12 protein-coding genes are annotated in these 12,139 nt (G+C 62.6%); 2 read left to right on the forward strand and 10 right to left on the reverse strand.

Features of this window, described 5'->3' with window-relative positions; genetic code table 11:
* Positions 1–31: 31 nt before the first annotated feature.
* From ACXI0D_RS14750 to ACXI0D_RS14780, 7 genes are all read right to left on the reverse strand, one after another.
* Positions 32–1,255: an ABC transporter permease gene (locus tag ACXI0D_RS14750; protein ID WP_049445938.1), complete on the reverse strand. Its 1,224-nt coding sequence runs from the start codon at positions 1,253–1,255 to the stop codon at positions 32–34.
* A 90-nt stretch (positions 1,256–1,345) separates the two neighbouring features.
* The gene (locus ACXI0D_RS14755) at positions 1,346–2,656 is read right to left on the reverse strand and encodes an ABC transporter permease (RefSeq protein ID WP_101766113.1); all 1,311 of its coding nucleotides are present in this window, start codon (positions 2,654–2,656) and stop codon (positions 1,346–1,348) included.
* Between the two features lie 71 nt (positions 2,657–2,727).
* Complete coding sequence (locus tag ACXI0D_RS14760; RefSeq protein WP_049445943.1) at positions 2,728–4,134, reverse strand: NADH-ubiquinone oxidoreductase-F iron-sulfur binding region domain-containing protein; 1,407 nt, start codon at positions 4,132–4,134, stop codon at positions 2,728–2,730.
* A gap of 125 nt (positions 4,135–4,259) precedes the next feature.
* Complete coding sequence (locus tag ACXI0D_RS14765) at positions 4,260–4,724, reverse strand: hypothetical protein (RefSeq protein WP_479642726.1); 465 nt, start codon at positions 4,722–4,724, stop codon at positions 4,260–4,262.
* Positions 4,725–4,807: 83 nt separating this feature from the next.
* Positions 4,808–4,945, reverse strand: coding sequence for a hypothetical protein (locus tag ACXI0D_RS14770; protein WP_157804500.1), 138 nt, complete (start codon positions 4,943–4,945; stop codon positions 4,808–4,810).
* An 81-nt stretch (positions 4,946–5,026) separates the two neighbouring features.
* Positions 5,027–7,186, reverse strand: coding sequence for a PqqD family peptide modification chaperone (locus tag ACXI0D_RS14775; RefSeq protein WP_479642747.1), 2,160 nt, complete (start codon positions 7,184–7,186; stop codon positions 5,027–5,029).
* Positions 7,135–8,259, reverse strand: a complete 1,125-nt coding sequence (locus ACXI0D_RS14780; protein WP_479642727.1) for an ABC transporter transmembrane domain-containing protein — start codon at positions 8,257–8,259, stop codon at positions 7,135–7,137. Before ACXI0D_RS14780 ends, ACXI0D_RS14775 begins: the two co-directional genes overlap by 52 nt.
* 556 nt (positions 8,260–8,815) lie before the next feature.
* On the opposite strand from ACXI0D_RS14780, the gene ACXI0D_RS14785 reads away from it, so the two are divergent.
* Positions 8,816–9,247 (forward strand): CBS domain-containing protein, encoded by a 432-nt coding sequence (locus ACXI0D_RS14785; protein ID WP_049421412.1) that lies wholly within the window; start codon positions 8,816–8,818, stop codon positions 9,245–9,247.
* A 66-nt stretch (positions 9,248–9,313) separates the two neighbouring features.
* Here ACXI0D_RS14785 and ACXI0D_RS14790 read toward each other — a convergent pair whose 3' ends face one another.
* Entirely contained in the window at positions 9,314–9,742 is a 429-nt protein-coding gene (locus tag ACXI0D_RS14790) for a VOC family protein (RefSeq protein ID WP_049444930.1), read from the reverse strand.
* 91 nt (positions 9,743–9,833) lie between these two features.
* Positions 9,834–10,349 (reverse strand): lactoylglutathione lyase, encoded by a 516-nt coding sequence (gloA, locus tag ACXI0D_RS14795; protein ID WP_101766108.1) that lies wholly within the window; start codon positions 10,347–10,349, stop codon positions 9,834–9,836.
* 125 nt (positions 10,350–10,474) lie between these two features.
* Here gloA and ACXI0D_RS14800 point away from each other — a divergent pair, with 125 nt between their 5' ends.
* On the forward strand, positions 10,475–11,587 hold the full coding sequence (locus ACXI0D_RS14800; RefSeq protein WP_049444934.1) for a PLP-dependent cysteine synthase family protein: 1,113 nt from the start codon (positions 10,475–10,477) through the stop codon (positions 11,585–11,587).
* Positions 11,588–11,656: 69 nt separating this feature from the next.
* On the opposite strand, the gene ACXI0D_RS14805 is transcribed toward ACXI0D_RS14800, so the two are convergent.
* Positions 11,657–12,061 carry a hypothetical protein gene (locus ACXI0D_RS14805; RefSeq protein ID WP_014038551.1) on the reverse strand — a complete coding sequence of 135 codons (405 nt, stop codon included), beginning with the start codon at positions 12,059–12,061 and terminating at the stop codon, positions 11,657–11,659.
* Positions 12,062–12,139 lie beyond the last annotated feature (78 nt).

Consider the following 12,139-nt stretch of genomic DNA (forward strand, 5'->3'; position numbering starts at 1 on the left):
GGGCGACAGCGTCTTCACTGCTTGTTGCGCCTCAGAAGCCGCCAGTGGCAACGGCGGGTGCTACCGAGGATGCGCGTCGCGCGGGCGACCATACCGCCAGCTGGCCGATAAGCAGCAGCAGCGCCGCGCCGACGGGAAGATAGAGCGCGGGCAGGCGATCCAGCTCGTAGTGGCTCATCAGCACCTGGTTGATTCCGTAGGCGCCAATCATGCCCAGCGCGATGCCGATGCTCACCAACAGGAAATTTTCCAGCTGGAAGTAGCGCAGGATCTGTCTGCGGGTTGCACCGAGCGCGCGCCGGATGCCGATGCTGCGGGTCCGTTGCGAGACCCAGAAACTGGCGATTCCAAACAGCCCCAGCGCGGTGATCGCCAACAGCCCCATCATGAGTATGGCCAGCAGCCACGCCATGTCACGATCCTTCTGGTAGTACTGCCGCATCACGTCGGTGAAGGCGGCGTGCTCCATGATGACGCGACGGTTGCTGCTGCGTTCGAGCGCTGCGATCGCGGCCTTCTCGACCGCCTCACGCTGTGACGGATCGGTCCGGAGCGCGAACCGGCCCATCGTCAGATCCTTCATCGGTAGCAACAGCGAGAAGCCGGCGTTCTCGATGCCGCCATTGTCGTTTGGCCGGATCAGGCGTTCGACCACGCCGACAATGCGGTGTGGAGAATTGTCAGGGTTCCACGCGTAGATTTCCTTGCCAATGGCACTCTGCCCCGGAAACAGCCTCTCCGCCACGTCCCGGGTGATGATGGCCGATGGCACCCGCAGCGCCGGGCCACCGCTATTGAACTGTTCCCAGTCGACGTATTCGGAGGGAGAGAAATCCCGTCCTTCCACCAGCGTGAGTCCAAGGGTATCGAGCAGATCCTTGCCCAGGTACATGGCGACGTTGAGGCTGGGGCCGCGCTGGTTTCGATCCAGCCGAACCGATCCATTCCAGGCGGAATTGTCGAACGGAACATGATTCAGGCTGGTGGCGGCCTTGACGCCGGCGATCGAGCGCAACTCCGCCAGATCCTGCCGCACCTGCGCTCCGGGGTTCTCACTCTCGCCAATACCCGCGACGTTGATCCTCACGACCTGGTCGTCGGCCAAGCCGGTCGCCCGCTCCATGCGCTCCAACCGCTGGCTGATCATGAAGGTCGCATTGGAGACGATCGCACAGCTGAGCGCGATCTCGAGAATGATCAGAACCGCTTGGATCTTGTTGCGTTTGAGACTGGAGAGGATGGGGCCGATACTCATGGAATCTCCGGAACAGAAGGGTGCGACGTTACGGCTGGATGCAGCAGGCGGTTCATGGTGCAGGCGCGGGCACGCACCGCCGCGGTTCTCCTATTGCAGCTTTGCCTGCACCGAAGGACTTACCTGCATTGCTCGCCATGCGGGAAAAATGCCTGCGGCCAGACTGGCAGAAACCGAAAGTACGAACGTTGCAAGCAGCATCGACATGCCCATGTGCACTTCCGATGCATAGCTGTGGGACTGATGGCGAACCGCCCACAGGCCGATGTTGGCGAGCAGCAGCCCGACGCCACCGCCAACCAGACCGATGGTCCCGGCCTCGACCAGGAATTGCCGGAATATGTCCCGACGAGAAGCGCCCAGTGCACGGCGGACGCCGATTTCAGGCGCGCGTCGCATGAACATCGCCATCAGCAGGCCCACCGTGTTGAGCAGGCATACGAGCAGGAAGCCCAGGGCCACCCAGAGCTGCAGCCGCACATCGGCAGGCACCGCACCGCGCTGGTCCAGCCAGTCCATGACGTTGTGCAACCTGACGTTGCTGGGGCGCTGGAATCGCCCGGCCGCCCGTTGTTGCTCGGAGTAGCTCTGCAGGTACCTTTGATAGGCCTGTGCGCGCTCAACGGTCGGAAGCTCGACCCAGTACTGGAGCCAGGAACATGGCGCATTGAGGGCCTGCGCGCCTTCTGGATCCGCGCTGACGTCGCCCCAGCAGTTCATGCTGCCCTGGATGCCCAGTTTCAGCGAAAGCGCGGTCCAGAACGGCACGAAGACCTGTTCCACGTCGCTGAAGCGATCGTTGGTCATGTCGTAGAACTTCGGCATCGGCCGCCATTGGTCAAGAACGCCGATGATCTGGAACCGGCGACCGGCAACCAGAAGGCTCTTGCCGGTGCTGTCGGAACCGCTGAACAGTTTTTCGTTCAGCGCCTTCGAGATGACCGCAACCTGCGCCCGGCCCTGGTCTTCGGTGGCGCTCCAGCCCCCGCCATATCGGAAGGGTGCCTCGAACATGGGGAAGAAGTCTGCCGAGGTGTACCGTGCGTCGACAATGAATGGCCGGATATGGGATGCCTCCGGTTCAACGGCCACACTGCCGCCAACCATCACCGCCTGGCGGTCAGCCTTGCGATCGCGGAGTAGGGCTTCTGCATCGAACCGGGTCAATTGTTCGGCCGGCTCCCCATCAGCGGCCTGATCGCTCTTTGGGCGAGGATCGAGCTGTGGATAGAACAGGCGCTCGCTTTTGGCGGGAATGGGGTTTCCCGACAGGGCGGAGAAGACCGTCAGCGCCGTCATCGAGCCGCCGATACCCACTCCGATGGCCGCAATCATCAACATCGTCAGGCCCTTGTTACGCTTGAAGCTGCGTAGGGCCAGATTCACATAGTAGGCAAGCACACATCGTCTCCAAGTGTCGCACCTGGGCCTGACCATGCAGCCAGGCCCGTCCGTTGGGTCGCTTCCAAGAGTCAGCTTGCCGGCATCGTCGAGAGCATCGCATCTTGGTCCATTGCCGGTGCTGCGCGTTCCCTTTCAAACTCGTCGGTGAATCCATCCAGCAGGCTCTGCAGCATGCGCGAGGACTCCGTTGGGTGATGGCAATCACCCCGGGTGGAGTACCAGGTGCAGATCAGTCGGATCTTCTCCAGCCCGATCCCTGAATCGGTATAGCTGATGCTTGCACGTTTGGGCGGTGCGGCGTTGACCAGTAGCATCGGGATCTTCCGGGAGCTGGTGGGTTCCACCGAAAGTTGCCAGTCGGTCGCGCTCTCATCAACCCGATCAAGGTTGTCCAGCATGTGATAGGCGCGCCGCGTTCCATCCTTGCAGGGAGCACACTTGCCGCAGGAGTTCTGGTGATAGAACCTGGCGAGGTCGCGTGCGACACCCACCATCGAGGTTCTATCGGACAGTACGATGATGACCCCGCTGCCTAGGCTGCCGCCGATGCCGGCCAGGCTGTCATAGTCCAGTTGCAGGTCCGCGTGTTCCGCTCCGACGGCGGTTCCACTCGTGCCGCCAACAAGTGCTGCCTTCAGGGACCCGTTCCCGGAGATGCCACCGGCGTGTTCATGGATGAGGGAGCCGAGCGCAGTGCCCAGCGGAAGCTCATATAGTCCCGGGCGGGCCACATCCCCGACAACACTGAAGATGGTGGTTCCACTGGCGTACCGGCTACCGACTGCACGGAACTGCTCGGGACCGAGCCGGATGGCCAGCAGGGCCTGCAGAACGGTCTCGAGATTGTTCACTACCGTGGGTTGCTTCTGGAAACCGCTGCGGGTCGGCATCGCTGGCTTGCCACGTGGACGGCCTGGTCGGCCCTCAAGCAGTTCCAGCAGTGCGGTTTCTTCCCCCGCCAGATAGCCACTTTCAGACCGCTCGATTCGGATGTCACAGGCTGCAGGGTCCAGGAGCTTCTGCATGCGCGCCTCCTGCACAGCAGCCTCCAGTAGTTGCTGCTCATGCTCAAGCGACTGCCCGAGGTGGATGAAGGCGACCTGCGCGCCCACGATACTTGCTGCAAGTGCAACAGCCTCGATGACGGCGTGCGGATTCAGCCTGATCAGTGCGGATTCCTTGCCGCCGCCCAGTTGGCCGGTATTGGCATTGCAGACGAAGAAGCGCGCTGCTGCGCTGTTGTCACGGACCTGCTTCCACTTCACTGCGGTGGGAAAGCCACCGCCCGCCCGTCCGCGCAGGCCGGACGCAGCCAGGCGTGCCAATGCATCTGCAGCGCCCCCTCGCATTGCCTGGGCCAGGGTATCGTAGCCGCCGACGCTGAGGTAGCCGGCGAGGCCCCCGCGGCCGCTTCCACGCAGTTCGCCCAGCAGCGGTCCTTCGACGATGATGTCCTGCGTCGAGTGACTGCTCATGCTTTCAAGTGCATTCGATCCCATGGAATCCGTCCTGTCTGATGATGAACTTCTCTGATGCAGGCATGAGCAGATGTGCGGCGGAGAGAGTTCCTCATGTTCCGCTGCGTCAACGGCTGCCTCCGCTACTTGCGTGCAACCTCTCGCATGGGCCAGTCGTACGGCATGCCGGGGTTGTCGCCATAGGCGACTACGGCACGCTTTCCACGCAGGGCGAACGTCCTTTCCACGCTGACCCACGCCACGCTTTCCCCGGAAGCCAGCAGGGGGGACTGGCTGGTCAGGACAAAAGCCTCACCGTCGGCATTGAATCGAAGCGTCTGGTTCTCAATACGCCCGTGCGCCTGGGCCCCGGGGAACGTACTGGTCGAAAGCGTGATCAGGCCGAACTGCGGGACATAGACAAAGAGGTACCCGATCTCGGTTCTGGAGATGGAAAAATGGCTGGCGATCGCGGCGTTGCCACGATAGAGCGTGCCATCGGTGATCGAGAATCCGGCCGAGGGCGTGAATGTTGAATGGGGCGCTGCCGAGGCACTCATGGCTGCCACGGCAAAGACGATTCCCATCAGGTGAACATGGCGTTTCATGCGATGTCCCTAGTGGAATTTTCTGGTGCGTTGTCAGGATCCCCCCCTTGAGCATTGGCTCAAGGGGGGATTTTCAGCCGGCTTTACAGCTGCTGCATCGAGTCATCGCCGCTGCCGCTGCCACCACCCGCACCGCCGCCGCTGCATGCACAGCCGCAACCACATGCGCCTGCAGCTGCCTGCAGGTCCTGCGTACCGGTAAACACCTGAGGATTGAACATGCTGTTTTCTCCTTCGTTGTGTACAACCATGAGCCGTGCACATGCACGGCCCGCCTTTAACCGCAACACGGGCTCACGGCACTACGCACAGACACCTTCCGTGGCGTGAAGCGGCAACTCGCAGTTTGCCCACATGCGGTCGACGGCAAGCTTCTCGAGATGCCTGCAGTAGAGTTCGTTGTGCTTTTCGAACTCACCATAGACATTGAAGGCGGTAGACCTGCATCCGCCGTTGCAGAAGTACTTGACGTCGCAATGCCTGCAGACATCCAGATTGTCGACAACCGCCGTCCTGACGCGACGCATGACGGGCGATGTGTCATAGATCTCCTTGATATCCAGTTCCCTGACGTTTCCGCAGATGAACTGGTCGAAATGCATCGTCTGGCACGGGTATACGAATCCCGCCGGATCAACACTGAACTCACCTTCGCCCACGCCACAGTGGTTGCGCGGCACGACGGGGGATGGGGGCGCGGTCTTCACCGGTTGCGGCGTACGGCCTCGCAGATAGTCCCGGGTACGGTTCTGGGCGAGTCCCCATTCGGCCAGGGTGGGGATCTGCTGGATGCTCAGCTCCTGGTGATCGCCGGCCTGGAACAGGATCGGAGCGAGGCCGTCAACACCGAGATCATCGAGCGCGAACTCGTAGATCTCCTTCATGAACCCGATGTTCTTGTCAGTCAGCGCGGGCACCAGCGAGATGCGTGGGCCGGGCTTGCCGCGCCGCTTGCGAACCTCAACCAGCTTGCGGATGCCGCGGATCGTTGGTGCGAACGTGTTGCGTCCCCGGTAGCGCTCATGCATGTGCCGTTCATGCCCATCCAGGCTGATGGTCACCATGTTGACGAACTCGCAGAGCTTCTCGGCGACCGCATCCTTGATCAGGATGCCATTGGTCAGCACCTCGATCTTGAGCGTGCTGCTCAGGGATCGGGCGTGCTCGAACAGTTCCAGCGCGTCTGGTCTCATCAGTGGCTCGCCACCGGTGAAGACCAGGTGCTTGACGCCGTTCTCGACCAGTCGGGTTATCAGCGCCTTGCTCTCGTCGGTGGTCAGGATCGAAGCGATCCTGCCCTGCTTCTCCATCTTGATCTTGTACTCCCGATCACTCTTGTTGTAGCAGTACGGGCACTTGAGGTTGCAGTTGTTGGTGAGGTGCATGTACACCGTGTGTGCGAAGGCACGAGGACCAAAGGTCGGGCGTTCGCCTTCGTCGTACTCGTCGTGGTGCAGGAAGCCGACGCTGGAAAGATCGTCAACGAACTGATGCACTGCCGTGCGCGCAATGTCCTCGGTCATGCCGAAGCGCTCGACGATTTCGCTGACGATGTCCTCGGTGGTCCGGTACAGCTGCAACCGGGTCAGGATGAAGTGGCCGGAATCGTTCACCCGCACCCATTTGAAGTTGTGCGGGTCGAAGTAGAGGTACCAGCCATCCCGATTCCACATGCGGACGCGGGGGGGAGCATCACCATGTTCATTGTCGATCCTCTCAGGTCGTTTCCATTCCGATGGGGTCTTTCCCGTGGACGTGCTGCGACTGGAACTGTTGCAGGAACAAGCGAGCGTATGCCCCCTGCGAGGCGATGAGTTCTTCGTGGGTCCCCTCTCGACCAGCACGCCCTTCTCGATGAGGACGATCCTGTCGGCCAGCATCAGGGTCGACAGGCGATGGGCGATGATGATGGTTGTCCTGCCCCGGCATAGCGACTGCAGGCTTCGCTGGATGGCTTCCTCCGACTGCGAATCCAGCGCCGATACCGCCTCATCGAGGATGAGGATCCGGGGGTCACGCAGGAACATGCGGGCGAGTGCGATCCGCTGGCACTCGCCGCCCGACAGAGTGAGCCCACGCTCACCTACGCATGTCTCGTAACCTTGAGGGAGGCTGCTGATGAAGTGGTGGGCATTGGCATTGCGGGCAGCGGCGACCACTTCTTCCTGCGTTGCCATCGGCCGTCCGAGGCGGATGTTGTCCAGGATGCTTCCGGTGAACAGGAACGCTTGCTGCTCGACAATACCGATGGCCGCCCGGAGATCTGGAAGCGCGACACTGCGGATGTCGGATCCATCGATCAGTATCTGTCCTGCCTGGATCTCATTGAGTCTTGGCAGCAGGCGGACCAGCGAGCTTTTCCCCGCGCCCGAATGGCCGACCAGGGCGACCGTTTCGCGCCCAGCGATGGTCAGGCTGAAATCCTGGAATACCTTGGATTCGGGTTTGTAGGCGAAGTCGATGGCGCGGAATTCGACCCGTCCCTGGGAGAGCCTGAAGGTCTCTCCATGAGCGTGCTCGGGTTCTTCGTCGAGGAATTCATAGATCCGCTCACCGCAGAGGCCGCCTGCTGGATGCCGATGTTGGCGGCAACCAACGCGTTGACCGGGGCATACAGGAAGTTCATCAGCGAAAGAATGCCGACGACCTGGCCGAGCGACATCTCACCCTGTGTTACCAGGTGCAGTCCGTACCACAGCACGAAAGCTGTGCTGAGCGAGGTGACCAGGCTGGTGCCGATGCCGCTGACGACGCCGAACCAGTTGGTCCGCACGTAGACGCCTTTGAGTGTTTCCAGTCGCTGCGTCATCAGTTCGGCCTGGCTGTTCTCCTGGCCGAGCGATTTGATGGTGGCCACACCGGCCAGGCGCTCGCTGATCGCTGCGGATGTGGCCGCCTGTTGTTCCTGCATGTCCGCGCTGAGCGAGCGCATGCGCTGGTTGGTGAAAAGACGAATGCAGCCGAATGGGATGATGGTGAGCAGCAGCACCGCGCCCATTCGGGGCTGCAGGTAAAGGATGATCGCGGCGCCGACGACGAAGGTCAGGGCATTGACCGCGATGGTCACGAAGTTCCTGACCAGCGCGCCTTCGACGGCGCGCGCATCGTTCATGAGGCGGGACTGCAGGTAGGTCGAGTGCTTGTTGGTGAAGAACTTGAGCGGGAGTGACTGCAGGTGCCGGAACAGCGTCGATTGCGCGTCGACGATGATCGACTCCTTCAGCGTCAGCGTTACGCTTTCATTGATGTAGGAGAACGCGTGGCGAAGCAGGATGAGCGCAACCAGTGCCATTCCCAGCTGGTTGACGATGCTGAAAGCGCGCTTTTCGACAACAACATCGATGATGTGCATCGTCAGCAGCGGAACGGGCAACTGGAGCAGCACCGACAGGACCATCAGGCTGGCCGCCAGCGTTACGGATGCCTTCCGGTGCCCGATGAAATCCCGCCAGAAGCGCCTGAGCAAAACCGACAGCGCGCTTTGCGAAGCGCGGGGGGCTACATCGGCGTTATGCCGGTTCTTGTCCAATTCCATATGTATGGCTCATGAACATCCTGTTATGAGCGTTAAGTACCTGTGCCATGTAAGGCTGTCAAGGCAGGGTGCGCAATTCTTTTCCTTGTGGATGCGCGAGGAGCGCTGCGGCGCGAGAGCCGATCTGCCCGGATCGGTTGCCGTGCCTCCCTTTCACGCCCATCAGGCGGGGCGCTCACGGCGGAAGTGGTACGCGGTCGGATGATTTTGTCCGGCCTGTCGGCGCGGAGCACGGGATCTTGAGTGCGCAGATCTCGACGCATTCAGCGTCGGTTTCAACCACGGTGCCATTCTCTGGATCGTCAGTAGGTTCCCACGACGAACTGTCCTATCGATGCCGGTAGTGACCGATGGTCGCAGTCGTAGAATCGATTTGACCGAGGTCCGGGTTGAGCGGTTGAGCCCACCTCGTTCGCGTTGCAGCACGTCGTCTGCCGATCCATTCCAAGCGGCAGAGGGGTGCGCCAGACGTGCGCTGAAAGGTCTGTTCCCGGGGAGGGGGCGTATCGGAAGAGCACACTTTTTTGACTTCAGTGACCTGCACCAGGAAACAAGAATGAACGTCCGCGAACTCCTGCAATCCAAGAAAGAAGCTGTCATCACCATCGACGCCGAAGACACCATCGGTGCCGCCGCCCACAAGATGAGCGCGAACAAGATCGCTGCGCTGGTGGTGATGAAGGACGATGCCCCGGTCGGCATCATTTCCGAAAAGGACATCGTGCGCACCCTGGCCGACGACGGCCCGCAGGCCGGCCGCCGGGTGATTTCCAGCCTGCCGTCCACCGGCCTGGAGGGCATTGCGCCGGAAGCGACCCTGAAGCAGGCCATGTCGTTGATGACGTACTCGCGGCGCCGTCATCTGATGGTCACTGAAGGCGCCCGCCTGGTCGGCATCCTCAGCCTGGGCGATATCGTGAAGAACCTGCTGGGCGAGCTGGAACTGGAAAAGGCCGTGCTTCAGGACATCTACATGGCCGCCCACTGAGGCTGCGGCACTGGAAGCAGAGAAGCCGGGCATTGCCCGGCTTCTTCGTTCACGGCATCGGTGAAATCAGAAAGTGACCTTCACCGAGTCGGCGCTGTAGTTCGCCGGGCCGTGGTAGACCACTTCGATGTTGTTGCCATCCGGATCGAGCACGAAGGCACCGTAGTAGCCCGGATGGTAGGGGCGTTCGCCTGGCGCGCCATTGTCGGTGCCGCCGGCAGCGATTGCGGCGGCATGGAAGGCATCGACGGTGGCGCTGTCGCGCGCCTGGAAGGCCAGATGGTGGCGGCCGGTCAGGTGGCCGGCGGCGGCCTCGCTGCTGGCGCTGGAAATGAACAGCTCGTCGGCCCAGAAGAAGTCCGGCCCTTTGCCACCCAGCGGGACGCCGATCGTATCGAACACCGCCTGGTAGAAGCGGCGGCTGGCGGCGAGGTCGCGTACGACCAGCTGGATGTGGTCGATCAGTCGCCCGCGGTGCAGTTCCATCGTTTCCATACGAACCTCGCAAAAAAGGGGACGGAGGGGATTAAGTCGCTTCCGGCCCAATAGTGCCAGAAACGACTTAATCCCCTCCGTCCCCTTTTTGTCAGTTGGCGATGATCTCGACCCAGTAGCCGTCCGGGTCCTTGATGAAGGCCAGGTTCTTCATGCGGCCGTCGGTCAGGCGCTTCTGGAAGGTCACGCCGAGGTCTTCGAAGCGCTGGCAGGCGGCTTCGATGTCCGGCACCGACACGCAGATGTGGCCGAAGCCGCGCGGGTCGCTGTTGCCGTCGTGGTAGACCGCGCCGTCCTGGCTCTCGGTACCGTGGTTGTGGGTCAGTTCCAGCACGCCCGGCAGGCCGGCCATCCACGCGCGGCGCTGGGCATCGTCTTCCGGTACCACCGCGCCGGCCGGCACGTAGGCCAGGAAGTACAGGCTGAACTGGGCGTCCGGGAAGTCGCGCTTGTCGATCAGCTGGTAGCCGAGCACGCGGGTGTAGAAGTCCAGCGAGGCGGTGATGTCCTTCACCCGCAGCATGGTGTGGTTGAACACGAAGCCGCTGGTTTCGGCCGGGGCCTGGGCGGCGACGCCGGGGATATCGCGCAGGGCGGGAATGGTCATGGGGGAGGTCCTTCAGACGGGGCCGTTGCCGGCCGGATGGCTTCATTCTACCGGCCCGCACCTGACGGCACCGCGACGTACAATGGGCGGATCGCACCGTTCCGTCCTGATAACGATTGCCCGCCATGTCGCAGCGTGAATGGGTGGCCGCCGCCATCCGCAAGATCGAAGCCGATTTCAACCGTTCCGCCGATACCCACCTGATCCCGCTGGCGCTGCCCGGGTTCGAGGGCATCGATCTGTACCTGAAGGACGAGTCGAGCCATCCCACCGGCAGCCTCAAGCACCGGCTGGCGCGCTCGCTGTTCCTGTATGCGTTGACCAACGGCTGGTTGCGCGAGGGGCGGCCGGTGATCGAGGCCTCCAGTGGATCGACCGCCGTCTCTGAAGCCTATTTCGCGCGCCTGCTGGGCCTGCCGTTCATTGCGGTGATCCCGGCGACCACCTCGCCGGAAAAGATCGCCGCGATCGAGTTCCACGGGGGCCGCTGCCACCTGGTCGAGCGTGCCTGCGACCTCAACTGTGATTCGGAAAAGCTGGCCCGCGAAACCGGCGGCCACTTCATGGACCAGTTCACCTATGCCGAGCGCGCTACCGACTGGCGCGCCAACAACAACATTGCCGAATCCATCTTCAAGCAGATGGCCGAGGAGCCCAGCCCGGTTCCGGAGTGGATCGTGTGCAGCCCCGGCACCGGCGGTACCGCCGCCACGCTGGGGCGTTATGTCAGCTATCGCCGGCATGACACCCGCATCCTGTGCGCGGACCCGGAAGTGTCGGTGTTCTTCGACGGCTACAAGGCTGCCGTGGCCGGTGAACAGGACTGGCGCGGACTGACCTGCAGCGGTGGCTCGCGCGTGGAAGGCATCGGCCGGCCACGGGTGGAGCCGAGTTTCATCCCGACCAGCGTCGATGCGATGGTGAAGGTGCCCGACGCGCTGAGCCTGGCCGCGATGCGCCATGTCAGCCGCCAGCTCGGACGCCGTGTCGGTGGCTCCACTGGCACCAATTTCATCGGCGTGCTGCAGGCGGCGCAATGGATGCGCGAGGCGGGCCACCAGGGCAGCATCGTCAGCATCCTGTGCGACAGCGGCGAGCGCTACGCGCAAAGCTATTACGATCCGTCGTGGTACGCGCGGCAGGGCATCGATGTCGACGGCGCCGATGCACAGTTGGCCGCAGCGGTGGCCGGGCAGGGGTTGCCGGAACTGCCGTGGTGCAGCCTGGAAGCGTTGTAGCGCCCTTGTAACGTCGAGCCATGCTCGACTCCGGGAAAGAGCCGTCGAGCATGGCTCGACGCTAGAGATTCAATACCCCGCTGCGGTGAACGCATCCAGCACCGCGTCGCGCAGCGCATCTGGCAAGGCCTCGATGTCCATTGCGCGGTCATCCAGGTGCAGGCTGGGGTCCAGGATGCTGGCACGGCCCTGGGCCAATGCCTGCAGCCACAGCAGCACGCAGATCACGAACTCGCGCTCGTGGCCCAGCTGCAGCTGGCTGGCGCCGCGCTCGACCACTTCGAACGGGTACCACTCCTGGGCGTCGTTGAAGGTGCCGCCCTGCTGCAGCACCGCCTGCAGCTGCTGCAGGTGGCGCGGGGCGTCATCGCCGGCATCGCACAGCGCGGCGATCCAGGTCAGTTCGGCCGGGCTGGCGGACAGCGCCAGCGACCGCGCCGGTGAGGTGGATGCAACTGCAGCCAGACCTTCCATGTGGGGCCTCGTTCGGTACCTACCGCTGCGGACTCCCCCGCAGCCAGAGCTTCGGTGCGTGACCGTAAGGCCGATGTG

Source organism: Stenotrophomonas sp. C9D9, assembly GCF_056491205.1.